This is a genomic window from Rhodoferax sp. GW821-FHT07G04, assembly GCF_059418585.1.
In genome coordinates, this window is record NZ_JBWKQD010000002.1 from 633,969 (window position 1) to 660,318 (window position 26,350).

A 26,350-nucleotide genomic window follows, 5' to 3' on the forward strand; every position below is an offset into this window, starting at 1 on the left:
GCGGACGGGCTTTCCGGGCCGCGCCATCACAGCTTGGGCTTGTTGTCCTTCAGCGCCTCCGCATTCTTCTGCTTGGCCACCTCGGCCTGGGCTTTGAGCTTGACCAGCTCGTCGTAACGGGGCCTGTGGTCCGCAATCACGATGCTGGAAGCCCGGACCTGCTCTTGGCCATTGCCGATCAGCGACGCAGTGATCACGATGCCGCAGGTGGGGTCAAAGCGCGCGGGAACGGCTACGGACACACCGTCTTCCCGCATCTTGCTGATCTCGGTTATGCCGCTGGGGCCACCGGTGGAGGGGCACACTGCAGGCGTCTTGGGCGCTTGGGCTGCGCCGTTGCGGTCATAGGCCCATTGGCTGTGCGAACCCTCCATGACTTGCGACGTCGGCACACCGTACTTGTCTTTCAGCGCGCCCACGAAGTTGGCCTTGGGGATATAGGCCTCGGGCTCGTAGCGTTGGGCCCGCGCCAGGTACCACACATTGCCCGTATCGTCTTGCAGCGCTACGAAGTGGTCCACGACCTTGTTGTACTTGCCAGTCGTCGCGACCCCCTCCAGGCCCACGACCTTGCCCTCGGTGGTCTTGACCTCGTTGATCTTGTACTGGGGGTTGACCTTTTCGATCGCAGCCTTCTGCGTTGCCAAGGGCAGACCGACCTTGATGCCGGAGATATCGGCCACCGGTGCCGCCTCAGCCACGTGTACGGCGCAAGCGGCCACCAAGAAACCAGCCAATGCAATAGCTTTGCTAACCATCATCCTTGTTTACTCCCTGTGAATTCAGAATTATTGCGTGCCCTGCCAACCAGAGCCCAACGAGTTTAGTGCCCGGTCTGATGGTCGACGGGCGGACACGGCTTCGGCAAATGTAAGCAAATGTGCATGCAGCGAGGTGTCCGGGCGCCACGGGATTCCCGCTCGATACAGGACGCAGATTGACCTACATCAGCCCTACATTGGCCGGCACTGCAAACAACCGCAACCACCATCACACCGGAGGAGCCAGCCACCATGTCCGACGACTACGCGACAACGCCTATTACCGCAACAGAACCCCAGCGCAGAGCCCTGCTTCAGGCTGCAGCCGGGCTGGCGGCCGTAGGCTCTCTGGGCCGGCATGCTACCGCCAGCGCGATGGCTGCCAAGCCACTCGCCACCGGCAGGCCGGGTGACTTCGACTTTTTGACCGGCCAGTGGAAGATCAAGAACCGCCAGCACAAGAGCGGCGCCTGGGAAAGCTTCGACGGCGAGGCTACAGTGCATGGCATCCTGGCTGGCATTGGCAGCGTAGAAGAGCTGCGCATACCCATGCGCAACTTCAGCGGCATGGGCTTGCGCCTGCTGGATGTGGAGAACAAGCTGTGGGCGGACCATTGGGTCAACAGCAAGAGCGGCGTGCTGTCGCCCCCGCCGGCCTGGGGCAGTTTCGTCAACGGCGTGGGCACCTGGGATTCGGATGAGAAAGATGGCGACGGCCAGCCCATCACCGTGCGCGGCGTGTGGGACCGCATCACCCCCAGCAGTTGCCGCTGGTACCAAGCCGTGTCGCGCGACGGAGGCAAAACCTGGGTGGAGAATTGGCTGATGGACTGGACGCGCGTCGCCTAGTCCAACTCTTGCTCGCCGATTAATGCTCCTGAAATAGTAGCGGCATAACTAATACGTACGAGGGCTAGAGGCCAATTTGATAAAAGAGGCTTAGCGCCCAGCCTGCAACGCGGCCTCTACCGCCGGCCGCACCTTGGCCATTTCGCAATTCACCGCGAAATGACCGCAGCTGCCTTCCAGCACGGTGGTGTCCGCCTTCAGCAACTGCGCAAACTCCAGCGCCGCCAGCGGGTTGACGATATGGTCCTGGCGAGGGCTGATGACGTGCACGCGGGCCTTGACCTTGGCCGCGGCGGCAGTCAGATCCCCCACATCCTGCGCCAGCATGGCATGGGTCTGCCAGCGCCAATTGTTGGCATCGCCCACGTCGGGGTCCAGTGCGGCGGTTTCTTTGAAGAATTTCTCGAAGTCTTGCGGTGCGGTGTGCGCCACTCGGTATTCGGGCGTAGTGGCGTTCATCGTGAATACCGTTTGCAACGCAGCCATGGATGGCTGCTTCTTGTAGCGGCCGTTGGCATAGCTGGGCTCGTTCAACAACGTCAGCTCCAGGCTGCGCCAGAACAGCATGTCATAACTGGACTGGCGGGGCGTACCGGCAATGGGGATGGCCACGTCCATGAAGTTGGGGTGGCTCACCATCCACTGAAAGGTCTGCATGCCACCCATGGAATAACCCATGACCGCATGCACATGCTGCAGGCCCAGCTTCTCGGTCAGCAGCCGGTGTTGCGATGCCACCATGTCGCGCACCGTGAAGCGCGGGAAGGCCGTGCCATACTGCGTCTTGCTGTTGGACGGCGAGCACGACACGCCGTTGCCAATGGCGTCGATGATGACCACGTAATACGGCGTGGGGTCAAACATGCCCTTGGCGCCGCCCAGCATGGACAGCGCCTCTTCGCTCTTGCCTGTGTGCCAGGTCAGGAACACCACCGCGTTGGAGCGCTCGGCATTGAGCGTGCCCAGCGTGCGGTAGCCAAGGGCGCAGTTGCGGATGATGGCCTTGCTCTCCAACTGCAGGTTGCCCATCTGCGCAAACTGTTGGGGCGCTGCGGCCGGTGCGATCTGTGCCTGGGCACTGAGGGATACGGCGATGGCGCACAGCGCCGACAAGAATGCGAGAGGGGTTCGAAACGCCATGGGATATTCTTTACTCCGGTACGCCATAGATAGCGGTCAGCGACCGTTTGATGGAGGGGACTACCACCGTGCCGTGGTCAGTCCCCATGTAGTGTGTGAAGTTCGCCTTCAGCATGCCCAGAAAGCCCTGGTTTGTGACCAGACTGAACATTGCGAGCGCTTCGACGCAATTGCCGACGGCAATATTGCTGCCTGAGCAGGTCATGAACAAATTGATAGGCAGCTGACGCGAGGCTTTGAACATTTGCGCTTCGAGGGCATTTTGCGCGGCTGGGTCCACGAAGAGTGAAGCATCAATGGACACGATGGAAGAAAAAAGGCGGTCGGCCGGGTTGTCAAAGAGCATCACCAGAATTGCAAGAACGCCGCTGTACGAGTAGCCGACGAAAGTGCGGCGTTTGGGGTCGACGCTGTACTGCGCTTCGACCATCGGTATCAACTCTTGCGTCAGAAACTGGAAGTACTGTTGCGCGCCCGGCAGCTTGTAATCCACCGCGCGCTCGTTTGCGTCGACATAATTGACCGCCACCACGATCGCATTCAGACCATATTGCTGAACCGTCTTGACGATGTTCTGAAACAGGTATTGGGAGTCAGCCGCATAGATGATGGATAACGGGGAGCCGCCCGGCGCATATCCCTTGGGCAGGTAGATATCGACTGAATATGTGGCTGGGCTCAGGGCGGTTTGCTTCGACAGGATGGTGGTGGTGCTGATAACACGCCCCTCCTGGGTGATTGCACCCGTGTTGAGCGACGGTACGCCGACATAGGTATCGACCACCCCCACACCGTCCTTCCGCGAGTATGAAACTCCCATGGACGAGGCCCCGACATCGCTATTGCTACCGCCGCCGCCTCCACCACAAGCCAGGAGGGCCCAGGTCAAGAAAAGCAAAGCTAGCCGCTTCAGCACTTTTGTTTTCATCGGTAGTAGCGGTGGATGGGGATTTTTGATTCTATGCCGCCCGCGTACCCCATTGAAACCGCTGCTGTGGCCAGCGCATCTAAGTCCTGGCGCCCGTCGCCACCAAGACCCGCATCACAAGGCCAGCCCAAGCTCCTTGAGGCGCGCATGTATGCCGGTGGCCATATGCTGGTAGCCCTTCGCATTGGGGTGGATTCTGTCGGCACAGAGTTCCGGGCGTGACAGAGTTTCAGAAAACACGCCGGGCACCAAGGACACACGCTCTTCTTGCGCCAGGTCTTCATAGATAGGAGAGTCACTAGGCTTGCCGGCAACGATACCCAGCACCGACAACTCCGGCACCGCGACCAACACGACCTGTGCCCCCGACTGCCGGGCCGCCTTGACGAGGCTGCGAATGTCTTCCTTCACGACCTTGGGTTCTTGACGGCGCAAGAAGTCGTTGCCCCCGATCTCGATGATCACCAAAGCCGGATGGTGCTCATCCAGCAGGGCTTGTATGCGGGTCTTGCCATTGCTGGCCGTGTCTCCCGAAATGCCCGCGTTCACCACCTTCCAGCCGGTTCTCAGCGCCATCAGGCTGGGCCAGTCTTCACCACCCGCAGCACCCACGCCAGCGGTAACGCTATCGCCAAATGCGAGAACCGTCTGCCCCGCCAGAACCGCGGACAGCTTGGCCTTCTTGCTGCAACCCACTACTGGCAGGGTAGCTACGACGAAGCCTGCAATGAGGGCTCTGCGTTGGATGGGGCGAGGGGTTGATGGCATGGCGTGGCGCGTGGGTGTGTAGACCTTCCACTGTAGCGCGTCGATATAGGGCCGATACCGCCCTACATCGTCTCTACAGTGCACCAACCAACAAACACATTTACGAGAAGGACCTATCACTATGAAACCCCAAACCCTGGCACGCACCGTCGCACTGTCATCCCTCTTGGTGGCAGGCCAGTCTGGCGTCGCGAGCAACGCAGCCCCAACCCACAGTGGCGCGCGCGACTTCGACTTCTTGATGGGGCACTGGCATGTAGAGAACCGCAGACTGCCAAGGGCTTTAAGCGGTAGCGACGAATGGGAGACCTTTACCGCCACACAGCATGCACAAAAGCTCCCCGCCGATATCGGGAACTACGACGACTTTGTACCCCACGACGGCTGGCGGCCAGGCTTTGTGGGCCTGTCGTTTCGGGTCTTCAACCCCACGACCGGGCTGTGGGCCATCTACTGGCTCAACAACCGGGACGGTGGCATAGACACCAAAACCGGCGCGCTGGCAGCGCCCGTGGTTGGCAGGTTTGAGAACGGCGTGGGGGTATTCGAGGCAGACGACGACTACAAAGGCCAAGCCATCCGCGTGCGCTACACATGGTCGCACATCACCGCCACCAGCGCGCGCTGGGAACAAGCGTTTTCACCCGACGGCGGAACAACCTGGGAGGTCAATTGGATCATGCAGTTCACGCGCAAGCCATCCTGACCATTCAGTTTTCTATCGATCTTGGCTTGCGCATAATCAGGCCATGACGAACATCTGGACAGACCCCAACGCATGGCATTGGCTCGGTAGAGCCTTCACCGCCAACTTTGTACGCGAAGGCCTGTACTACCTGTTAGCCGCATTGCTGCTGTGGCTGGTGGTGCACCAATGGCTGCACAAGCGCCTGGCCCACCGAGTGATTGCCGGCTGGCCCAGCAAGGCCGATGTGCGGCGCGAGATGGCGTATTCGCTGTCCACACTGCTGATCTTTTCGGCCCAGGGCCTGGTGGTGTTTGCCGGCATCTTGCGCGGCGACATGGTCGTCTACTTCAAGCCCAGCCAGTACGGCTACCTGTGGCTGGTGCTCAGCTTCCCGGCCATGCTGCTGTGGCACGACTTCTACTTCTATTGGACCCACCGCGCGCTGCACAGTAGATGGCTGTTTCGCCGCGTGCATGGTGTCCACCACCGCTCACGCAACCCATCGCCCTGGGCCGCGTATGCGTTTCACCCGGTAGAGGCTTTCATCAACAGCCTGGTGACACCGCTGGCACTGTGTGTGGTGCCGCTACATGGCCTGGTGCTATTTGCCTTTGCCATCCACCAGATCACCCGCAATGCCCATGGGCACCTATCGATCGAAACCTTGCCGCGCGGCTTTGCGCGGCATTGGTTGGGTGGGCGGTTTACAACGACCACGCACCACCACTTGCACCATGAGACGGCGCAGGGGAACTATGGCTTGTGGTTTACGTGGTGGGATCGGTGGATGGGGACGGAGCGTGGGGATTACCATGCGCGGTTTGAGAAGGTGACGGAACATCAACCCAATTAAATTTCACCACCTGGCAACTTAGGATGCTGCGGATGCTCAGTCGCCGAGGATTTCGCAAAATGCTTTGCAACTCTGATTGAGCATTTCGCTCCTTATTTTGGCTAGATATGGCCTTGCGAACTCAGGGACCACTGAATTCAATTGATCAATTTGAGCCACAAAATTTTTTCGCACCTCTAGAGGTAGAGTGGAAGTCATAACGTCGGCAGTATCGGCAATTGACCCAATCAATTTGTGTCGATTGGCTTCACTTAGCTCTTGTTCAGCCCCAACCCCTAAGAAGCCCTGGTGCGTCTGGATAATGCCCCCCACCATTTGGCGCAGGCCCTGCTTCCTCACATAGGTCCTTTCCTCTGGCTTTAAGTCGCGCCAAAAGGTTTCCAATACGGGAATTTCAGTCGCGAAGCAACGAATCATGAACGGTTGCAACTCCGACAACTCGTCTTGAAAGAAAACAGAATTCTTCACCATCAGATACAGATATCGAATGTCTGGTGACACGTCAGCAGGAAGTTCGCTTTCCGCGTGTTTAACATTTGCCGTCGAATACTTTATCCAAAGCATGGTGGCCTTTGCGCACACCGCTGTTATCTGGTTCACGTCCTTGTGCTCGACTACCACCTCACGCAAAACGCGCAAATCAACAAGATCGTCAAACAGAGCCCGAACTCCATCTTCTATCAGGCGGGGCATCCGCTTATCTAGCAAAGACTCCTCCGCGCGCAACTCTAGTTGCGCAGCAGCGGTGAAATATCGCTCGACAGCGGTCGCGGCCAAGGTGACGTGAGTTGTCGTCATTGTGGCAAGTGCACACAGCCATCCTAGAAAGATTCGCATATTCATCGGCAATATCGCTGCAGATTTGGTAGTCCCCGATTATCGGGGGCCTAGATCGTCCTAGAAGATTCTTGGAGTGGTGCCTGCCCCAGTCAAGCCCGCATCGAAATCCGCACCACCACCCGCCCATAGCTGTAGTTCAGCCCCGCAGGTAGCGCAAACACCCGATGCTCCTGCGTCAATCCCGTATTGCGGACCAACTTGCTATTGCCGGTAACAGCCTGCTTGGCACTGAACACGGCCAGCTCACCATTGGCCAGCACCTCCACGCCCACGCCCTGCTCGTTGACGGCCACATTCAACGCCAGCTCGTCCGTGGGTTCTGCGACTGAGACTTCAAAGCCTTGCTGAGTGCCGCCCCTAGCCAAAGTCAGGCGATAGATCTGGCCATCCTTGCGGCCATAGGCCAACGCCAGCACGTAGTCGGGTGACACCATGAATGCGTCCACCAACCTATAGGCGGCCAGGCCAGCGACTTTGTCCACGCGCACACTGTCGCCCACCGGCAGAACCAAGAACGGCGTGCCCAACGCATCGAACACCGCTACGGTGGCAAACACGGTGGCGGCTTGGGCCAGGAAGGGCCAGCTGGCGCGCACCGACAAGACGGTGTGGGCACCCATCTGGTCCACCGCGATTTCGGTCAAGCCGCGGTCACTGTTGGCATTGACGGCAAAGAGGCGGTTGCCAAACGCGACCAAGCGCTGGGCCAGGCTGGGCAACAGCTTCGCGTCTTGGGCTGGGGTCAGCGGTGCAGGGTCGCGCTCCGCGAGTACCAAGCGGCCGGCGATGCCGCTTGTCAGCGGATTGCCGGTGTTGTGCAGATATGCATAGAACAAGCCCCCCGCGCAACGCACCAATGCGGCTAGGCCGTGGTGCAGCGCCTCCAACTGTGGTGGCGTCAGGCCGGGCAGGTTTTGTTTGCGTTGCAGGTCGTATGCGCGCAGATTGCCCGCGCCACCGCGCTCGCGCCACAGGGCTACACCGCAACCCAGCACGTCGACCACATCGCCCTCCAGATGCACCAGCACATCGTGGCTGACGGTCTGGCTGGTGGGGATGCGCGTTGGAGCGGGCTTGGGCGCGGCTACTACGCGAGCCGCGTGCACGCCGGGTGGCGCGCTGCGCAGGCCGCGCTGGAAGACGTCGCGGTACCAGTCCAGCAATGCGCCCGGCAGCGTGGTGGTGTAGTCGCGCACGCCGGCGTTGACCGACACGCGCGGGTCGAACACCGATGCGTTGGCCAGCATACGCGCGTGCAGATCGCCGCGCTTGAAGTCGGGGTGCACGCCCTTGTAGGGGTGTATGCCGGCCAACACCTGGAAACTGACGACGGCCCAGGCAAACCAGTCTGTCAGCGGCGTGAAGGTGGCGCTGTGCAGGTCGCGTATGGAGGGCATGATGGCGCTGGCCTTGTGCGGGCCGATCTGCCAACTGTCCACGTCCAGCAGGCGTGGGGCGGTGCCGTCGGCCAGGTAGTTCATCTCGTTGGCGTCCACCAGCACGGCGCCGGCCTGGTGGGCAGCTTCCACGGCGAGGCGCATGTTTTCTACCAGCGCCAGGGATTCTTTGACGCCAAAGTTGTTGGGGTCGCGCCAGGCGTTGGTGAATGTCTTGACCAAGGGCACGCCGCTGGCCTGGGGCATGTAGAAGCCTACGATCTCGTGCTGGGCGTTGAGCAGCACGTCGGTGGGGGCGATGATATGCGGGTGCCGAATGCTCCGCAACAGCTTGAGCTTGTCCTCTATGCCACGGGCGCGGGCGCCGGCTGGGTCCAGGTATAGCTTGTAGACATAGCCGCCCTTGGTATAGACCACGCCCTCGCCGCCGGTGGCCAGGTAGTCGGTTTGCGTGAGGGCCACTTCGCCTTTGCCGGGGAGGAATACGCGCGTGGGAGACTGGCCGCTTAGGTTCAGACTGGTCGTGGTCACGATGCGCCCTCTTTTTCCTGCACGCGGGCCAGTGCGGCAATAGAAAAGTCGTCTTGCGGGAGGTGGCCACTTTTCTCCCACTGTGCCATGGCCCTCATGGCGCGGCGTTTGACGAAACTGCCTTCGTAGTTTTTGAAGGCCAGGCAGGCGGTGACGGTTTCTATCGGCTCCAGTGCGCTGATCTGGCTGACACCGTCACTGCAGATGGCCAGGGCGGTGATATTGCTCAGGTCTATTTCGGTGGTCCAACCTTGCAAGAAGTCTTGGGCCGGTATGTCCAGCGCAATGGCATCAGCATTTGTGGTGTGGGTGTTCAGTCGCACATCCAGCGCGCCATTGGCTGCGGATGCGGAGAACAGCGCGGCCACGGTGGGTTGCAAGCAGTAGCCCAAATAGTAGGGAGCGTTGTCGGGCCATGAGGCTTCGGTGATCTGCACGTTGCCGTTGGTGTGGCGTGTAGCGATGGCACCGTCGCCGACCATGAATAGCTTGGCGGTTGTGGTTGTGGCGCAGAAGGCGACGACGCTGGCCAAGTAGTCTTGGGGCGTTCCGCCCAGGGGCATGGACTGCAGGCGGGTGCGAACGCGTTCGATGGACTCGGGGGTGAAGCAGTCTTCGAGCGACTGGGAATTCTGAATCTCGGCTTCCATGACCAGGGCCAGCACGCGGGCGCCAAGGTCGGTGCGGGCGTTGGCGCCGGAGCAGCCGTCGGTGACGATGCCGTAGGCGCGGCCATCCTGCAGCGTGCCGGAGAGGGCGTAGTCCTGGCAGGGTTCGCCGGCGCGGGCGTGGGCGCTGCCTATGGTGAAGTAGTGGTCTACGTTTAGGGCTTGCATGGTTGGGGCCTGCTTGGTTGGTATTCGTACGCCGATTTGGGGTCAGATCACACGCCCGCTGCGCGGGCGGTGATCTGACCCCAAATCGGCTAGGTGATCGGACCGCCAACGCTTCATGGCAACACCCCTTCGCTTTAGAAGACCAGCGCCTGACTGGCGCCGCCGGTGCCCAGGCTTTGGGATTGGGCGGAGATGCTGCGGGAGACGAATTGGGCGAGTTGGGCCAGCTTGGCGGGTGTGGCGTCGCCCACATCTACGTACTGGGTGAGGCCCGCGTCGTCCTTGAAGGCTTGCAGCTGCCGGCTGTAGATGCTGGCGTTGACGCCCACCAAAATCACGTTCAGGGATTCCAGCCACTCCTGCTGCACACCATTGACCACCTCGGCGGCTACATCGCTGGTGGTGTAGTGCGAGCAGTTGTCATCGCCATCGGTCACCACCACGACCAAGCCGTTGACGCTGAAATCCTGGTCGCTGAGCATGCGGGCGTAGGCGTTGGTGGCCATGACGGCGTTGCGGGTAGCGTCGAACAGCGCGGTAGAGCCGCTGCAGCGTGGCGCCTGGTAGAGGCTAGGGTCCACGCGGGTCAGCTCAGTGAAGCCGTGTTCCTCGTCCACGCGTTCGTTGAACTCGGTGCTGCGCAGCATCAGGTAGTCAGCGCGCGGGCTGCGGTGGCAGGCTTCGACCACGGCTTGCTTCATGGCCAGCAGTTGTTGGGTAAAGCCGCAGACGCTGCCGGTCTTGTCGATGACCAGGCTTACCAGTGTGTATTCGGTTGAGCCCAATTTTTCGGGCCGCACGCCCGAGAACGCGAAGTTGGCGATCTGCGTGGTCTGCATGCTGTTGGCATCCATCAGTTTCATGGTCGTTCTCCTTCAGGTTGGGTGAGTGGGTTGGCTCAGAGCATGTAGTCGGTAGAGCGCACGGTCTTCATGCCGCGGGCTTGCATCTCGGCCACAAAATCGGTGCCCAGTTGCTCGAAGCCGCCCACGCTGCTGCTGCAGTCGGTCAGCAGCACCAGCTTCTTGATGTTGTCTTCACCGAAATTGCTGGCAATGTCGCGCACGGTATTGGCCACGCAGTGCGACAGGGCCTCGCCGGCGACGATGACCACATCGGCATCCGACAACGTGCGAATCAACCGGCTGTTGAGCAGCGTGCCGGGGTCGGATGGGTCTGGCACCTCGGCCTGCACGGCGGAGTAGTGCTCGGTAAAGGGGTTGGAGCCCTTGGTCACATAGTCCACCACATCCAGCTTCTTGCGTGCCCATGCGTCCAGCGACTGCGCGACGGCAGCGTGCACGTTGTGGCCCCAGTGGCCGATCAGGCAGTGCTCGGGCCACACCACCAGGGCGTAGCGTTGGGCCGATTCCAACTGCTCCACGTACTGGCGGCTGCGCTCTTGCAAGAGCGGATTGCGCGAGCGCCACAGGCCGGCCGCAATGTCTTGGGAGGTGATGACGGTGAAGGGCGCGGGCGCCTGGCCCTTGTCATTGGTCCACCAAGTGGGATGGGCAATGTCAATGGGGTTGTGCGAGTCCAGCGTGACGTGGATGTCAAACAGCTTGTTGCCCACCCGGTCTATGAAAGCGGCCAGGCGCTTCATGTCCTGGTCCGCACCGGCCACAGGCAAGGCGGGTGGCAGTTTGCGGCCGGCCGCCAGCGGGTCTGCGGGTTGCTCGGCCACCGGGATGTCGCAAAAGTCGTTTTGCGGATCAATGACAAGCAAGTGAACTTTGGTCGATGTCTTCATGGTGAATACCCCTTTCGGTGTGTGAATGGCTTCAGTATAGACCACTTATTTGCATTTTGCAATTAACTATTTCACGCCCATGGAATTGGGGCTATTTCAGGATTTTTATTGGTAGATAGGCTATACAACGGAACCCAGCAGGCTGGCGGATCCTCTGTTAATGGCTAAAATGAAAAAACCATGCCAAAGACTGACCCCGACTGGACCATCATCGTCACCGTGGACGTGGTGCTGTTCGCACTGCAGGACAAGCGCCTGCACGTGGTGCTGAGCCGCCGCCCCAACGAACCCTTTGCCGGCCAGTGGGCGCTGCCCGGCGGCTACGTGCACAAGCAGGAAGACGCCGACAGCCTGGCCGCCGCGTTGCGCGTGCTGCGCAGCAAGACCGGCATTGCACCGCCCTACCTGGAGCAGCTCTACAGCTTTGCCGATGGCGCACGCGACCCGCGTGGCTGGTCGGTCAGCCTGAGCTACTTTGCGCTGGTGGACCAAGCCGTGCTGGCCAGTGCGCAGGCGGCAGCGCCTGGCTTTGGTGGCTTTGACTTGGTGGATGTGAATGCAGTGCCGCGCCTGTCGTTCGACCACAACCGCATCTTTGACATGGCCCTCAAGCGCCTGCGCGACAAGAGTTCGTACTCCACCCTGCCCTGCTATCTGCTGCCCGAGCAATTCACCTTTGCCCAGGTGCATGAGACCTACGAGCATGTGATGGGCATCGCGCTGGACAAGAGCGCCTTCCGCCGCAAGCTGACCGATATGGACGTGCTGGAGGAATGCAAGGGCCAACGCGTGGGCGGCGCCCACCGGCCGGCGCAGTTGTTCAAGGTGAAAGCGGCGGTGGCCAATCGGCTGCGCCTATTGGAACGCCCTCTGGCCTGAATGAGAACCTCGAATATGCCCACCACCCACTTACTCTACCTGCACGGCTTTCGCTCCTCTCCAGCATCGACCAAGGCACGCATGACGGCCGCGGCGGTGGCAAGGCGCTTCCCCAGCGTCACATGGCTATGCCTCGCGCTGCCGCCCTCCCCCAAACAAGCCATGGCAGATGTGTTGCGAGCCACGGCGGATTGGCCACTGGCTACTACTGCAGTCATAGGCTCGTCGTTGGGCGGGTTCTATGCCACCTGGTTGGCAGAGCGCTGGGGTTGCAGGGCGGCGTTGTTGAACCCCGCCGTGCACCCGGCGCGTGACCTGGCGGCCCACCTGGGTGACCAGACGGTGTGGCAAGACCCCGAAACGCATTTTGTATTTGAGGCCGAGTATGTGGATGAGCTGCGTGCGCAGGAGATTGCGCGCATCAGTAGGCCTGAGCGCTACTTTGCGGTGATAGCCAAGGGGGATGAAGTGCTGGACTGGCGCGAGATGACGGGCCACTATGCGGGTGCCGCCGTCAAGCTGCTGCCGGGCGGCGACCACGCATTGAGTGACTACGACCAGCACCTGGATGCGGTGCTGGATTTTCTGGTTTAACGCTGGCCGCGTGCGGCTTCAAAACGCGGGTCTTGGTTGAACTCACGCTCACGTTCGCGCCGTTCGTGGCGTTCATGCCGCTCGTAGCGCTCGTACTCACGGCGGCGGCGCTCCTCAATGCGGCGTGCTTCTTCCATGTTGTAGTAGCCGGGGCCACGCAGGTATTGGCCATGGCGTTCCCACCACGGGTTGTTCTGCTCGACCTGCACAAAATGCACGGGGTGGCCACAAGCGTGGTAGCGCCCGCAGTAGCGTCCCCATTCGCGGTATTCGACCGGCGCCACATGCAGGTACATGGGGGCGGCTCCATAAACCGGGGCACCCACAACCACAGGTTGCACGTTGATTACGGGCGGTGGGGGGTTGTTGCCAATGGAAATCTGGCCGTACACACCAGGCGCAAATGCACCGCCAACCGTCACATTGGCATAGGCCTGCGCGTGGGCAGCGCCCGCCATGCCCACGGTCAGCGCGGCAGCGGCAAGGAGGGACTTGGTGGTATTCAACATGGATACTCTCACTCATCAAACAACAATCGCATAGGCTCCGATTGTTTTGAGCAGACCCCGGTTTGCACCAGGGCCTGAGCTTACAACGCAGCCTGTGCGGCGCTGTTGACCGCGTTTACCTTTGTTTACACCGCGCCGACACACCGTTACGCCATGTAAGAGGACGAACGCGCTTCGCCTCAGGCGGCGTTCATGGTGCTTTGGCGCACCACCAGTTCAAAGCCCAGATCCACACTGGACCGCTGCACGGGCTCTTTGCGCATCAGCTGCAGCAGCATGTCGGCAGCGTGCACGCCAATCTGGTAGCGCGGGGTTTTGATCGAGGTCAACGTGGGCACAAACTCGGTGCTGCCTGGCAAATCGTTGAACCCCGCAATGGCCACCTGGCGCGGCACCTTGATTCCCAGCCGCAGCGCGGCCAGCAAACCGCCATGGGCCAGGTCGTCATTGCAGAAGAAGATGGCGTCCACCTTCGGTCGCACGCTCATGATCTGCTCGAACATGGCTCCGCCCACCCGCATGGATGAGGGTGCCGGGTTTTGCCACTCCAATGTGGGGTCGTACAGACCGGCCTGTTGCAAACAGTCGCGGTAGCCCTGGGCGCGTTGCAAGGTGCGCGGGTCCAACTGGGCGGCCGCAAAGGCAATGCGCCTGCGGCCTGTGTCGATCAAATGCTGGGTAATGGTGCGCGCCGCTTCGCGCTGCGAAAAGCCTACGCTGTAGATGCCATCTTGGGCAGCCACTTCCATCAGGTGCACGCAGGGGATGCCACTGGCGCTGATCAATTGGCGCGTGGTCTCGGAGCGCTCCAGCCCCGTCACCAGCAGACCTGCGGGGCGGTGCAACAAGTGCCCCCTGAGCAATTGCTCTTCTTCCGATGCGTCGTAGTGGGTCACGCCGATCAGCGTCTGGTAGCCGGCCGGCAGCAACGTACGCTGCACCCCTTCCAACAAATCCACAAACAACTGGTTGGACAACAGCGGTATCAGAATCGCTACATGTGAACTCTTGCTGGAAGCCAGTGCGCGTGCCGCCGGGTCGGGCACGTAGCCCAAGCGGTTGGCCGCTTGCATGGCCCGCTCGGCCAGTTCGGGCGCCACCTTGCGGTCACCCCGCAGCGCGCGCGACACCGTGATGCGACTGACCCCTGCCGCTAGCGCCACATCGTCCAGCGTGACCCGCCCTGAACCCTTTCTCTCGCGTTTGCCGTTCACCATGGCGGCATGCTAGCAGATATCGCTATCCAAACGGTATGGCCAGAGCTGCGATGGACTTCCCTTTTATGAAGCCCAATAGATTTTCCAGATAAATCATCGGGTAAACCCTGTATCAATCATGAATCAATCACTCTTAAGATAGCGCTATCCCAAATTCAAAACACCCCGCATGACATCCAAGCCACCCTTAACCGCAGCACCGTCTGGCAATCCCCTTGCCGGCCCGGTGTGGCTTGTCGTCATGGGTGTGGCCGGTTGCGGCAAGTCCACCATCGCGCAGCGTCTGGCAGACGCACTGGGCCTGACCTTTGTGGAGGGCGACCAGTTCCACCCCGCAGACAACATACGCAAGATGACCGAAGGCATAGCCCTGGACGATGCCGACCGCCAGGGTTGGCTGGACCGCCTGGGCCGCGAGCTGCAGGCCCATCCGCAAGGGGCCGTGTTGTCATGCTCCGCGCTCAAACGCAGCTACCGCGACCGCCTGCGCCACGCCGTAGCGGGCCTGCGCTTTGTGCACCTGCAGATAGACCATACGTTGGCCAATGCGCGGGTGGATGCCCGTTCCAACCAACACCTGTTTCCTGCCAGCCTGGTGGCCAGCCAGTTCGCTGCGCTGGAAAACCCACAGGGCGAAGACGGTGTACTGCAACTCGACGGCGCGCTGGCGCCCTCGGTCGTCACCGAACAAGCCCTGCAGTGGATTGCGAGCACCACCCAGCACGTCCGCACCCCAAGCCATTGATACACGACCAGGAAGACAAGGAGATCGCAATGAAGATACCCATCATGCTCGGCATCGAGCGCATCGTAGAGAAGCTGATGGCCGTAGCGCTGACGCTGATCGTGGTGCTGATTTTTTCCAACGTGGTGGGCCGCTATGTGCTGGGCACCAGCTTTGCGGGCGCCGAGGAGCTGTCGCGCCTGCTGTTCGTGTGGCTGGTGTTTCTGGGTGCCATTTTGGCGCTGCGCCGGCGCGCGCACCTGGGTGTGGAGCTGGTACAGGCACGCCTGCCGCGCTGGGCGCGCAAGGCCTGTGCGGTCATCACCCATGTGCTGAGCCTGTATGCGCTGTGGCTGTTTCTGGCCGGTAGCTGGACGCAGACGCAGATTGGCATGAACGTGTATTCCACGGTGCTGCACTTCCCCAACGCGCTGGTCGCATCCGCCGGCCTGGTATGCGCGGCTTCGATGATGCTGATCGTTGCCAACAACCTGCTGCGCATCGTCACCAACCACCCCGACGCCACCATGCCCGGTGACCCGCCGCGCCCCGCCAACGCACCCGCCCCCACAGCCGCAGGAACCGCACCATGAGCATCCTTGTCTTTCTCTCCACGCTCATCGTGCTGATGGTGATGGGCATGCCTATCGCGTTTGCGCTGATGCTGACCGGCATTGCGCTGATGGTGCAGCTCAACTTCTTCGACGCCCAACTGGTGGCGCAGAACATGGTGGCCGGCGCCGACATCTACCCGCTGATGGCCGTGCCCTGTTTCATCCTGGCCGGTGAGCTGATGAATGCCGGTGGCATCTCCAAGCGCATCATCAACCTGGCCGTGGCCATGGTGGGCCACATCAAGGGCGGCCTGGGTTATGTGGCGATCGCCGCCACACTGTTGCTGGGTTGTTTCTCGGGCTCGGCGTTGGCCGATACAGCGGCAGTAGCCACCTTGCTGATACCCATGATGCGCAACAACGGCTACCCGGTGCCGCGCTCCGCGGGCCTGATTGCGGCGGGCGGTGTCATCGCGCCCATCGTGCCGCCGTCCATGCCCTTCATCATCTTTGGCGTGACAACCAATACCTCGGTCAGCGCGCTGTTTGTGGCGGGCATTGTGCCCGCGCTCCTGCGGGCCTTGGGCCTGGTCGTGGTGTGGGCCGCGCTGGCCCGCAACATGGAGGTGACGCTGCAGCCCAAGCGCAGCTGGTCCGAGCGCCTGCATGCCTTGACCGATGCGCTGTGGGCGCTGGTGCTGCCCGTCATCATCGTGGGCGGCTTGCGCGGTGGCGTGTTCACGCCGACCGAGGCCGCGGCCGTGGCAGCGGTGTATGCGCTTATCGTCAGCCTGTTCATCTACCGCGAGGTCAAAGTCTCGCAGTTGCTGGACCTGGTGGTGAGCGCCGGTCGCACCACCAGCACCGTGATGTTCTTGTGCGCGGCGGCCTTTGTGTCGTCTTACATGGTGACGCTGGCCGACCTGCCAGCCCAGGTGACCGACTTCCTAGGCCCGATGATCGAACACCCCCGCCTGCTGATGGGCGCGGTGATGCTGCTGTTGCTGGCCATTGGCAATGTCATGGACCTGACACCCACCATTTTGGTCATGGGCCCGGTGCTGATGCCCATTGTGATGAAGGCCGGCATTGACCCCACCTACTTCGGTGTGATGTTCATCCTGGTGGGCACGCTGGGGCTGATCCACCCGCCCGTGTGCACGGTGCTCAACGTGGTCTGCGGCGTGGCAAAGATCTCGCTGGAGAGTGCCACGCGCGGTGTCTGGCCCTTCCTGCTGGCAGAGGCCGTGCTCGTGTTCCTGTTTGTTTTCTTCCCCGGGTTCATCACGGTGCCGATGACCTGGTTCCATTAACCGCCCCCTGCCCCAAAACCCAACCGGAGACATAGACCATGAAAAAGCTCACCCGACTCCTGATCGCAGCCGCTGTTACCAGTACGCTGGCCTGCGGCGCACTGGCCGCCGAATACCAGACCCGCATCATCCGCTTCGGCTATGGCCTGGCCGAAGACAGCAACCAGGGCCGCGCCGCCAAGTTCTTCTCGGATGACCTGGCCAAACGCACCGGCGGCAAGCTGCGAGCCAAGGGCTTTGCCAGCGCCAGCCTGGGCAACGACAACCAGATGCAAAACGCGCTGATCGGTGGCGCACAGGAGATGACCGTGGTCTCCACCGCCACGCTGGTTGGCATTGAAGACTCCTTTGGCATCTACGATCTGCCCTTTGTGTTCCGCTCCGAACAAGAAGCAGATGCCATCCTGGACGGCAGCTTCGGCAAGATGCTGACCGACAAGCTGCAGGCCAAGGGTTTGGTCGGCCTGGTCTATTGGGAGAACGGTTTTCGCAACCTGACCAACTCCAAGCGCGCCATCACCAAGATGGAAGACATGCAAGGCGTGAAGCTGCGCGTGATGCAGAACCCGGTCTACATCGACATGTTCAACGGCTTTGGCGCCAACGCCATACCGCTGGCCTTTGCCGAGCTGTTCACGGCGCTGGAGTCGCACACCGTGGATGGGCAGGAGAACCCGATCAACACCATACAGTCCAGCAAGTTCTACGAGGTGCAGAAGTATTTGTCCATCACCAAGCACGTCTACAGCCCCTGGATCGTGCTGGCCAGCAAGAAGTGGTGGGACAACCTGAATGCCGATGAGAAGAAGGCGATCCAGGAGTCTGCCGCGGCCTCGCGCGACTTCGAGCGCAAGGACAGCCGCGATTCCGGCGCCAAGGCGCTGGACGTACTCAAGCAAAAGGGTATGCAAGTCACCATCCTGAGCCCCAAGGAGCTGGACCGCATGCAGGACGCCGCCCGCCCGGCCATCGCCAAATTCTCGGCCAACGGCCATGCGGAGCTGGTGAAGTCTCTGCAGACTGAGCTGGCCAAGGTGCGTAAATAGGTTTACTACCAATTTGGTAGCAGCATAGCCATATTCGACGAGGGCTAGCGGCTATTTTTTCATAAGCGATTCCGGCCCAGGGGCAACCGCACGCGCGGGCGGCCACGGCCATACGGCGTATAACCGCACCTGGCTGTCACAAACCGGGGCGGCCAAACGTCTAGAGCCTGATGAACACCGCTACCGAAACCTTCAACCGCCTGCGCCCCCGGCTGCAGGGCATTGCCTACCGCATGCTGGGCTCCTCGGCCGAGGCCGAAGACATCGTCCAGGACGCCTGGCTGCGCTGGCACGCAACCGACACCACCACGCTGGAGAGCAGCGAGGCCTGGCTGGTCTCCGTCACCACCCGCATCGCCATCGACCGGCTGCGCACGGCCAAGGTGCAACGCGAGCACTATGTGGGCACCTGGCTGCCCGAGCCCCTGCTGTCTGACCACCCGCCTTCGCCCGAGCAGGTGCTGGAGCGGGCAGACGATGTGTCGGTGGCCTTCATGGCGCTGCTGGAGCGCCTGGCGCCCGAGGCCCGCGCCGCCTACCTGCTGCGCGAGGTGTTTGACGCAGACTATGGCGAAGTCGCAGAAGCTCTGGGTAAGACCGAGCAGGCCTGCCGCCAGTTGGTACACCGGGCCAAGACACAGCTTCGCGACCAGCGGCCGCGCTATACGGTGGCGCGCGAGACCCAGTTGCGGCTGTTGCGCGGCTTTGCCGATGCCGCCATGCGCGGCGACTTCCAGGCGCTCAAAGCCATGCTGGCCGACGATGCCGAGCTGATAGGCGATGGCGGCGGCAAGGTACCCAGCTTTGGCGTGCCGCTGCTGGGCGGGCAGCGCATTGCCCAGTTGTACCTGGCCACCTACTTGCGCGCCCGCGGCGCGCTGCGCATCGAGGTGGTGGTACTCAATGGCCAATGGGGTTTGCTGCGCTGGCTGGACGGCGTGCTGGAATCCGCACAATCGCTGGAAACCGACGGCCAGCGCATCGTGCGCATCCACTCCCAGCGCAACCCGGACAAGCTGGCCCGCATCGCCGCCACACTGGGGCGCGACCTGTCTGTCACAAACGGCACGGCCCCAACGTCTTGAGTCTGTGTGTGCAATCCGCACCGCAACCTCAATAAACGAATGAAGGCTTTGATGGACATGAACCAACCACAACAACGACCGCACCAACCCCGCCTACCCTGGACGGAGCTCGCCCCTAAAACCTACCAAGCCATGGCCGCCGTGAGCGCCAGTACCGCCAAGTCGTCTTTAGGCCCGGTGCTGGTCGAACTGATGCAGGCCCGGGTGTCACAGCTCAATGGCTGCGCCTTCTGCCTGGACATGCATGTGCGCGATTTGCGCAAGGCCGGCGAAGGTTGGCAACGCATCAACAGCCTGCCCACCTGGCGAGAGACCGGGCTGTACAGCGCACGTGAACGCGCTGCACTGAACTGGGCCGAGACCATGACGCGCCTGACCGACCACCATGGCAGCCGCGACGCTGATTTTGAAGCGCTCAAAGACCAATTCAGCGACCAGGAAATTGTCGAACTGAGCTGGGTGGTAGCGCAGATCAACACCTGGAACCGCATGGCCATTGGCATGCAGATGCCGGTGGCCGAAAAGCCCCTGGAGTAAGTGCGCAAGGGCCCTAGGCCCGGGATGCCAGCGTGGCGCAGGCCTGCTGCAGCGCGTGCTGAGCCGATGCAATGGCGGCGTCGAGCGCCGCCCTGGATTCCTGCACCGAGGCAATGGCTTCTGCTGCGATGGGGCCACTTGCGTTGACCTGCGCCTTGCAAAGGCGCTCCAGCGTGCGCAGCGCAGCCGCCAAGCCGTCCAGCCCCAGGGTTGCCGCATTGCCCATGAATGTATGCAGCAAAAAGTTGGCGCCCTTGAAATCGCCTGCATCCAGCTTCTGGTCCAGCTCGGCCGGCATGGCGGCCAGCATGCTTTGGAACTGTTCGGCAGCACGCACATACACGTCCTGCATACCCCCCAACCGGGCCAAGGCGGTGGGCAAGTCCAGATCGGCCGCGGCAGCAGAATCGTGCAGTGTGGTGGGTGCCTGTGCGGACGAGGAAGGCCCGCCCGCCCTGTGCGCTGTCAGCGCCAGCAGCAAGGGGACCAGCTGCGTCATGTCAAAGGGTTTGCCCATGTGCTCGTCCATGCCGGCACGCAGGCAGGCGTCGCGGTCGGCGGCCATGGCATTGGCCGTCAAGCCAATGATGGGCAAGGTGGTCAGCCCCAGTTCCTGGCGTATGGCCAGGGTGGCCATATAGCCGTCCATCACCGGCATTTGCACATCCATCAATACCGCATCAAACTGCACCGCGGCCGAGGCCACGGCCCGCACGCCCTTTTGGCCGTCGGATGCAATCGACACCAACGCGCCCTCAAAGCCGAGCAACTCCTCGGCCACCTGCTGGTTGATGGCGTTGTCTTCGACCACCAGTATCCGCATACCGGCCAGTTGGCGCTTGCTGCTGCGGGCGGCGGGGCGGTGGTTGCTGTCGTCGGCTGCGCTGGGCTGGCTTTGCGCAGCCTCCAGCAGCATGGCCGCGGTAATGGGCTTGACCAGGAAGCCACTGACTAGCTGCTGCTCTTGCTCCGTACGCTGCAGCAGGTTGTCGCGGCTATTGGCCGACAGCATGACCAGCTTGGGAGCAGGCCCCGCCGTCGCCCGAACCAAGGCTTGCAGGTGCTGCGCAAACGCCCAACCATCCATCTGCGGCATTTGCCAATCCACAAACACGCAGTCGTAAGGGGAGCCTGGATGCCGCGTCTGGATCTTGGCACGCACGGCGTCTAGCCCCGCGGTGCCACTGTTGGCCACATCCACAGCCCAGCCGCGCGCCCGCAACATGCCGGCCAGCAGTTGGGCGGCCCGCGGGTTGTCATCCACCACCAGCGCACTCTGGGGAGCGAACTGCAGGGCGGCTTTGGCATCGGGCGCCACCGTGGGCAGGCACAGTGTGAAGCTGAAACGGCTCCCCACACCCAGCTCGCTCTGCAGTGTGAGGCTGCCGCCCATCAGCTCGATGATGCGTTTGCTGATGGCCAGACCCAAACCGCTGCCGCCAAAGCGGCGCGTGGTCGTGGACTCAGCTTGTGAGAACTCGGCAAAGATGCGCGCGTGGTTTTCAGGAGCGATGCCGATACCGGTGTCTTCCACCCAAAACTCCAGCGCCACCTGGCCCTTCGGAGCCGGGGTGCTGCCATCTACACGGAGCCCCATGACCACCTGCCCGACGTGGGTGAACTTGACCGCATTGCCGCCCAGGTTGATCAGCACCTGCTGCAGCCGCAGCGAGTCGCCCAGCAATTGCTGGGGCACATGGGGATCGATGTCGTACAAGACCTCGATGGGTTTGCCGCCCACATTGGCGGAAAGCACCACCGACAGGTCGCGCATCAATTGCTCGACCTCGAATGCCTGTGCCTCCAGTTCCATCTTGCGGGAATCCACCTTGGCCAGGTCGAGAATGTCATTGAGCAGGCTGAGCAGCGACTTGGCCGCGCCTTCAGTCTTGTTCAGATAGTCCTGCTGGTTGGTGTTGAGCGGCGTGTTGCCCAGCAGCTTGAGCATGCCCAGGATGGCGTTCATCGGGGTGCGGATTTCGTGGCTCATATTGGCCAGGAATTCGCCCTTGGCGATGGCCGCATCCTCTGCGTTCTTGCGGGCCTGGGTCAGCGTGCGCTCATGGGCCTTTTGCTCGGAGATGTCTTCGACGATGGACCATATGAAGGGCTGACCATCTGATCCGCGTATCAGCATGCCGTTCAATCGCACTGGGATGGTGTGACCGGATTTGTGGATGTATTCCTTCTCGTACGGGCCATAGGTGCCGCGGGTGCGCAGGCTTTCCAACTGGGCTTCTTCCTGCGCCGCGTAGCGTTGCGGTGTGATGTCCCAATAGCTCATGGCACCAAGCTCTTGCATGGGGTAGCCAAACAGCCGCTTGAATGCCGCATTCACTTCAAAGAACCGGCCATCCATGCCGTTGCGGGCCATGCCCAGCGGGGACAGATCGAACAAGCCTTGCAGCTTGCTTTGACTGGCCAGCAGCTCGCTTTGCGAGCGGTGGCTGGCCGTGATGTCGCGAAAGCTCCACACCCGGCCCACCACCTGGTCTCCCACCGAATTGGGCTGCGAATACCGTTCTATGACCCGGCCATCCTGGAAGAACAGCGTGTCAAAGCTCGTCTCCTCCGGCTGGGCGTAGATCTCACCCACCCTTTGCCGGAATGCGTCGGGCGCAACAACCTTGCCCATCACAAACTCCAGCATCGCCGCGTCGTTGCGCGTTGCTATCAGTGCGGCGGGTATGCCCCACAGGTCGATGAACCGCTGGTTGCAACTCTCGGTCTGGCCCGCGCGGTCCACCACCAGGATGGCATCGGAGGTGGCCTCGAAGACGGAGCGCTGCATGGCCGCACCATGGTGCATGCTCCTGACCAGCTCCGGCACGGGGATCAGCAGCAGCCAACATGCGCCGGCGGCGATGATCCAGCCGGTCAGCGGTACCCCGACGAAGAAGGGCTTGGGTGCCAGCCCATAGAAGCCCAGCACGATGTACAGCAGCCAAGCCAGGAAATAGGAGCCCGCATAGATCAGCCCCGCGCGGTGGGACACTGCCACCGACACCATGATGGCTACCGCCAGCGCGACTGCCGCCCCGTTGGTGGACAGGCCGGCATACAGCAGACCCACCATCAGCACCCAGATGAACCCGGAAAACGTGAGCAAGGCCCCTCGGGCGTGGCCACGGCGGCTGAAATACCATGCGGTCAGAATGCCGGCCAGCAAGACCAGCAGACACACTGCGGCAACCAGCTTTCGGACAAAAATAAAAGGAACGCCCACCCCCAGCAGCAGCAGGCCGAAGATGGCAAACACCATGTAAAAGCGATTCAGTATGCGGGCTTCTGGCTTTTGACTGGCGTCGTTCACATTCATTGCGGCAGCTCAATGCGTGGTGGCAAATGGTGGAGGTGGAGGCGCTGGCTCGGCACGGCATGGACGCGTGCATGCACGACAGGTCTGAATGCCCGCTACCCAGCCAGAAGCCTATAGCGCCAGACTATAAGCCGCCAAGGTCCGTCGTGGAAGTTATTTGCACACCCCTTTTGCCCCAATGACTGCAACCGCTGTGAACGTTTGCCGTGTGGAACCCTTCTCAAGCGCGGTTCACATGGGTGCGTGGCAGACCGCTTCGATGTTGTGCCCGTCCGGGCCGATGATGAAGGCCGCGTAGTAGTTTGCGTGGTAGCGCGGGCGCAGGCCGGGCGCACCATGGTCTTTGCCCCCGGCCTGCAACGCTGCGCGGTGGAAAGCGTCGACCTGCTGGCGGCTTTCGGCCACGAACGCGATGTGCAAATGCGCAGGCTTCTCGTCCGTTTGGAACAGGCACAGTGAAACCTTGCCCTCGGTTTGGCACAGCTCCACACCGTAGGCTGGCTCACCCTCCGAAACTACAACCACTCCCAGCGGCTCCAGCGCCTTGAGGTAAAACGCCTTGCTGGCAGCATAGTCGCTGACGCCGAATTTGACGTGATCAAACATGAACGCACCTTCCTGAAAATTGTCAGGCCCGCAGTGTGCCCCAATTACAGGAGCATGTGCCGCAAGGTCAAGCCAGATGCGCCTCTGACAGGGCCTGGCGCAGGCGATCCAATCCCACCGGCTTGATCAAGTGGCCCAAAAACCCCGCGGCCGTCGAGCGGCGCTTGTCTTCCTCGTTCCCGTTGCCCGTAACCGCGAACGCATGCACGGGTTGCCGACCCGGGATGGCCCGGAGTTTTTCGAGCAAATCAAATCCCGTGGTATCCGGCATCGACAAATCCAGAAACACAGCACTGGGCCCAATGGTACGAACCGCCTCTTGTGCGCCGGTACCGTCGTAGGCCGTCACGACCTGGAAGCCCAGCATGCGCAAAACCGCAGCCAAACTGTCCGCAGCGTCACGGTTGTCATCGCACACCAACAAGACCTTTTTGGCATCTGCGCTTGCCTGACCTTCCGGGTCTTCCTGGTGCGCGCCGGGCAGAACGAAGGTGAAGGTGCTGCCAAGCCCAAGTCCCGCACTGTCGGCATGCAATGTGCCCCCGTGCAGTTCCACCAATGATTTGGCCAGTGTGAGGCCGATGCCCAGGCCACTTTGCCCAACTGCCGCGCCTTCCACCTGGGCGAACAGCGTAAAGATGGACCCCAGGGAATCAGAGGCCATGCCCACGCCATTGTCCGAAACAGAAGTGTAGAGGTGTGCGCCGTCCATCCACACCGCAACACGAATCTCCCCGCATTCGGGTGTGAATTTTCCCGCATTGATCAGTAAGTTTTGCAGTACTTGCGTCATGCGGACGGGGTCACCTTCCACCCACACCCGGCTCGACGGCATATCCACCAAGAGGCGGTGATGGCGCGCATCCAACATCGGGCGCACCGCCTCGGCGCACTTTGTCACCAACTCGGAGTAGTCGATCTGCTCGGCCTTGAGCGTTATCTTTCCTGTATTGAGCCGGCCCGCGTCCAGCAGGTCATCAACCAAGCGCGTCAGATGCGAGAGCTGGCGGTCCAGCATGTCGCGACCGGTCTTCACGATGGTGGAGGGCGCAGGCTCCAATTGCAAGATGCTGACCGCATTGCGCATGGGTGCCAACGGGTTGCGCAGCTCGTGCGCCAGCATGGCCAGAAACTCGCTCATGCGCCGACCAGACCTCTCCAAATCTTCCAGTTGACGGCGTTCGGTCATGTCACGTGTGATCTTGGCATAGCCTTGCAAGCGATGCTCATTGTCGTAGACGGGGGTCAACACCACATTGGCCCAGAATACCGAGCCGTCACGCCGCATCCGCCAACCCTCCTGTTCGATCCTCCCTGCTTCAGCCGCCAGCCGGAGCTCTTGTTCCGGTGCGCCGCTGCTCTGCTCTTCTGGTCGGGAAAACATGCGGAAATGTTTGCCTATCACCTGATCAGCGGAATAGCCGGTGATCACTTCCGCTCCGCTGTTCCAGCTTTCAATCGCACCCTGCGGACTGAGCATATAGATGGCGTAGTCCTGCACGGCCTCTACCAGTAGCTGAAAACGATCTGTGCCCATGCCAGTTTTCATGTCTCCACTTTGCATTTTGGAAGCTAGGTTTTCTTGCAGCGATAGACGCCGAGCTACGACGCAGTTTGCAAGGGGTTGGCATCCCCTCGATCCATTGCACGATGCTAGCTGGGCCGAGCGGACTGATCTGTGTGGTAGCAGACATATGCCCGCCAACCGTAACTCAATGGTGTGGTGTCAGCCCAAGCTGGCTCGGACGTGGTCGATCAGTGCGCGCAGCACGCCCAGGGCGCGCTTACAGCCCCGAGTGCTGGCGCACCACCTCCAGTTTCTGCGCTTCTGAAAGACTTCTTTGCAGCGTGTAAATTTGCTCAGCATCCTTGCCGGCGAGGTACATCACCTGACCGGTGTCATCGGTCGCAGCGGTGAAAATGACATCTGCAATCGACGCGGCGCTGGAATAGTTGCCGCGCCGCGCAGCGAGTGCGGACATGGCCTTGGAGAGGGTGTCGCTATAGGCACTTCGCTCTTCCGTGAACGTACGCACTTGCGATCGGCTACCGAACTCGGTCGCTACACCTCCTGGTGCGATGAACTTGGCACGGATGCCCAGCGGCGCCAGCTCGTAGGACAACGACTCGGTAAAGCCTACCACGGCGTACTTCGTCGCGTTGTACAGAGAGAAGAAAGGCAGGCTGATCAGGCCGCCGAGCGAGGCGACATTGATGATGGTGCCTTTGCCTTGCTGCCGCATGGTCGGCAGAACGGCACGTGTCATCGAGAACACGCCATCGACGTTGGTGGCGAACTGGCGACGAATCTGTTCATCGGTCGCTGTTTCGAAGGGTCCGAGAAGGCCATAGCCTGCATTGTTGAGGAGCACATCAATCCTGTCGAAGCGTTCCAAGGTTGCAGCAACCGCAGTGGTAACCGAATCGCTGTCGGTAACGTCGAGCGGCAACACAGCGACACCGGGCAGTTTGGCCAGTTCGGCGCCATCCGCGGGTTTTCGCATCGTCGCCGCAACGCGCCAACCGCGCTCGGAGAATAGCTTGGCTGCGGCCAATCCAATTCCAGAGGACGCGCCGGTGATGAGGACGACAGGGGACGATTCAGTAGACATGGTGTTGCACC

The 26,350-nt window shown here is 61.5% G+C and carries 26 protein-coding genes; 11 read left to right on the top strand and 15 right to left on the bottom strand.

The features are described from left to right. Positions 1–26 precede the first annotated feature (26 nt). The gene (locus AC07OO_RS12095; protein WP_495082354.1) at positions 27–761 is read right to left on the bottom strand and encodes a hypothetical protein; all 735 of its coding nucleotides are present in this window, start codon (positions 759–761) and stop codon (positions 27–29) included. Between the two features lie 252 nt (positions 762–1,013). Here AC07OO_RS12095 and AC07OO_RS12100 point away from each other — a divergent pair, with 252 nt between their 5' ends. Continuing rightward, positions 1,014–1,610, top strand: a complete 597-nt coding sequence (locus tag AC07OO_RS12100) for a hypothetical protein (RefSeq protein WP_495082355.1) — start codon at positions 1,014–1,016, stop codon at positions 1,608–1,610. Between the two features lie 90 nt (positions 1,611–1,700). On the opposite strand, the gene AC07OO_RS12105 is transcribed toward AC07OO_RS12100, so the two are convergent. The 3 genes from AC07OO_RS12105 to AC07OO_RS12115 form a co-directional block, all read right to left on the bottom strand. After that, positions 1,701–2,750: an alpha/beta fold hydrolase gene (locus AC07OO_RS12105; RefSeq protein ID WP_495082356.1), complete on the bottom strand. Its 1,050-nt coding sequence runs from the start codon at positions 2,748–2,750 to the stop codon at positions 1,701–1,703. A gap of 10 nt (positions 2,751–2,760) precedes the next feature. Then, the gene (locus AC07OO_RS12110) at positions 2,761–3,678 is read right to left on the bottom strand and encodes an alpha/beta hydrolase (protein ID WP_495082357.1); all 918 of its coding nucleotides are present in this window, start codon (positions 3,676–3,678) and stop codon (positions 2,761–2,763) included. A 114-nt stretch (positions 3,679–3,792) separates the two neighbouring features. Beyond that, on the bottom strand, positions 3,793–4,446 hold the full coding sequence (locus AC07OO_RS12115) for a GDSL-type esterase/lipase family protein (protein ID WP_495082358.1): 654 nt from the start codon (positions 4,444–4,446) through the stop codon (positions 3,793–3,795). Positions 4,447–4,567: 121 nt separating this feature from the next. Here AC07OO_RS12115 and AC07OO_RS12120 point away from each other — a divergent pair, with 121 nt between their 5' ends. Together AC07OO_RS12120 and AC07OO_RS12125 are read left to right on the top strand one after the other, a co-directional pair. Continuing rightward, on the top strand, positions 4,568–5,152 hold the full coding sequence (locus AC07OO_RS12120) for a hypothetical protein (RefSeq protein ID WP_495082359.1): 585 nt from the start codon (positions 4,568–4,570) through the stop codon (positions 5,150–5,152). 43 nt (positions 5,153–5,195) lie between these two features. Then, positions 5,196–5,987: a sterol desaturase family protein gene (locus tag AC07OO_RS12125; protein ID WP_495082360.1), complete on the top strand. Its 792-nt coding sequence runs from the start codon at positions 5,196–5,198 to the stop codon at positions 5,985–5,987. 36 nt (positions 5,988–6,023) lie between these two features. Here the strand turns inward: AC07OO_RS12125 and AC07OO_RS12130 are convergent, their stop codons facing one another. The 5 genes from AC07OO_RS12130 to AC07OO_RS12150 form a co-directional block, all read right to left on the bottom strand. After that, positions 6,024–6,785 carry a hypothetical protein gene (locus AC07OO_RS12130; protein WP_495082361.1) on the bottom strand — a complete coding sequence of 254 codons (762 nt, stop codon included), beginning with the start codon at positions 6,783–6,785 and terminating at the stop codon, positions 6,024–6,026. A gap of 131 nt (positions 6,786–6,916) precedes the next feature. Beyond that, complete coding sequence (locus AC07OO_RS12135) at positions 6,917–8,755, bottom strand: hypothetical protein (RefSeq protein WP_495082362.1); 1,839 nt, start codon at positions 8,753–8,755, stop codon at positions 6,917–6,919. Beyond that, on the bottom strand, positions 8,752–9,591 hold the full coding sequence (locus AC07OO_RS12140; RefSeq protein WP_495082363.1) for a protein phosphatase 2C domain-containing protein: 840 nt from the start codon (positions 9,589–9,591) through the stop codon (positions 8,752–8,754). The genes AC07OO_RS12135 and AC07OO_RS12140 overlap by 4 nt, the downstream gene beginning before the upstream one ends. 134 nt (positions 9,592–9,725) lie before the next feature. Further along, positions 9,726–10,454, bottom strand: coding sequence for a vWA domain-containing protein (locus AC07OO_RS12145; protein ID WP_495082364.1), 729 nt, complete (start codon positions 10,452–10,454; stop codon positions 9,726–9,728). Between the two features lie 35 nt (positions 10,455–10,489). Beyond that, positions 10,490–11,344: a cysteine hydrolase family protein gene (locus AC07OO_RS12150; protein ID WP_495082365.1), complete on the bottom strand. Its 855-nt coding sequence runs from the start codon at positions 11,342–11,344 to the stop codon at positions 10,490–10,492. Positions 11,345–11,524: 180 nt separating this feature from the next. Between AC07OO_RS12150 and AC07OO_RS12155 the strand changes: the two genes are divergently transcribed. Both AC07OO_RS12155 and AC07OO_RS12160 read left to right on the top strand, forming a co-directional pair. Next, positions 11,525–12,223 carry an NUDIX hydrolase gene (locus AC07OO_RS12155; RefSeq protein ID WP_495082366.1) on the top strand — a complete coding sequence of 233 codons (699 nt, stop codon included), beginning with the start codon at positions 11,525–11,527 and terminating at the stop codon, positions 12,221–12,223. Between the two features lie 15 nt (positions 12,224–12,238). After that, entirely contained in the window at positions 12,239–12,817 is a 579-nt protein-coding gene (locus AC07OO_RS12160; RefSeq protein WP_495082367.1) for a YqiA/YcfP family alpha/beta fold hydrolase, read from the top strand. On the opposite strand, the gene AC07OO_RS12165 is transcribed toward AC07OO_RS12160, so the two are convergent. Then, positions 12,814–13,326 (bottom strand): hypothetical protein, encoded by a 513-nt coding sequence (locus AC07OO_RS12165; RefSeq protein ID WP_495082368.1) that lies wholly within the window; start codon positions 13,324–13,326, stop codon positions 12,814–12,816. The two genes, AC07OO_RS12160 and AC07OO_RS12165, sit on opposite strands and share 4 nt — an antisense overlap. Before the next feature lie 179 nt (positions 13,327–13,505). Continuing rightward, positions 13,506–14,543 carry an HTH-type transcriptional regulator GntR gene (gntR, locus tag AC07OO_RS12170; protein ID WP_495082369.1) on the bottom strand — a complete coding sequence of 346 codons (1,038 nt, stop codon included), beginning with the start codon at positions 14,541–14,543 and terminating at the stop codon, positions 13,506–13,508. A gap of 169 nt (positions 14,544–14,712) precedes the next feature. On the opposite strand from gntR, the gene AC07OO_RS12175 reads away from it, so the two are divergent. The 6 genes from AC07OO_RS12175 (at position 14,713) to AC07OO_RS12200 (ending at position 19,802) form a co-directional block, all read left to right on the top strand. Further along, a complete protein-coding gene (locus tag AC07OO_RS12175) occupies positions 14,713–15,288 on the top strand; it encodes a gluconokinase (protein WP_495082370.1) in 576 nt (191 codons plus the stop codon). A gap of 29 nt (positions 15,289–15,317) precedes the next feature. Next, on the top strand, positions 15,318–15,860 hold the full coding sequence (locus tag AC07OO_RS12180; protein WP_495082371.1) for a TRAP transporter small permease: 543 nt from the start codon (positions 15,318–15,320) through the stop codon (positions 15,858–15,860). Further along, positions 15,857–17,134: a TRAP transporter large permease gene (locus AC07OO_RS12185; protein WP_495082372.1), complete on the top strand. Its 1,278-nt coding sequence runs from the start codon at positions 15,857–15,859 to the stop codon at positions 17,132–17,134. Before AC07OO_RS12180 ends, AC07OO_RS12185 begins: the two co-directional genes overlap by 4 nt. 38 nt (positions 17,135–17,172) lie before the next feature. Continuing rightward, positions 17,173–18,180 (top strand): TRAP transporter substrate-binding protein, encoded by a 1,008-nt coding sequence (locus AC07OO_RS12190; RefSeq protein WP_495082373.1) that lies wholly within the window; start codon positions 17,173–17,175, stop codon positions 18,178–18,180. Positions 18,181–18,350: 170 nt separating this feature from the next. Then, positions 18,351–19,265, top strand: coding sequence for an RNA polymerase sigma-70 factor (locus AC07OO_RS12195; RefSeq protein WP_495082374.1), 915 nt, complete (start codon positions 18,351–18,353; stop codon positions 19,263–19,265). 57 nt (positions 19,266–19,322) lie between these two features. Then, positions 19,323–19,802: a carboxymuconolactone decarboxylase family protein gene (locus AC07OO_RS12200; RefSeq protein ID WP_495082375.1), complete on the top strand. Its 480-nt coding sequence runs from the start codon at positions 19,323–19,325 to the stop codon at positions 19,800–19,802. Positions 19,803–19,815: 13 nt separating this feature from the next. Here the strand turns inward: AC07OO_RS12200 and AC07OO_RS12205 are convergent, their stop codons facing one another. From AC07OO_RS12205 to AC07OO_RS12220, 4 genes are all read right to left on the bottom strand, one after another. After that, positions 19,816–23,121: a response regulator gene (locus AC07OO_RS12205; protein WP_495082376.1), complete on the bottom strand. Its 3,306-nt coding sequence runs from the start codon at positions 23,119–23,121 to the stop codon at positions 19,816–19,818. Between the two features lie 231 nt (positions 23,122–23,352). Further along, a complete protein-coding gene (locus tag AC07OO_RS12210; protein WP_495082377.1) occupies positions 23,353–23,727 on the bottom strand; it encodes a VOC family protein in 375 nt (124 codons plus the stop codon). A 67-nt stretch (positions 23,728–23,794) separates the two neighbouring features. After that, the gene (locus tag AC07OO_RS12215) at positions 23,795–25,276 is read right to left on the bottom strand and encodes a PAS domain-containing hybrid sensor histidine kinase/response regulator (RefSeq protein ID WP_495082378.1); all 1,482 of its coding nucleotides are present in this window, start codon (positions 25,274–25,276) and stop codon (positions 23,795–23,797) included. 235 nt (positions 25,277–25,511) lie between these two features. Further along, the gene (locus AC07OO_RS12220; RefSeq protein ID WP_495082379.1) at positions 25,512–26,339 is read right to left on the bottom strand and encodes an SDR family oxidoreductase; all 828 of its coding nucleotides are present in this window, start codon (positions 26,337–26,339) and stop codon (positions 25,512–25,514) included. Positions 26,340–26,350 lie beyond the last annotated feature (11 nt).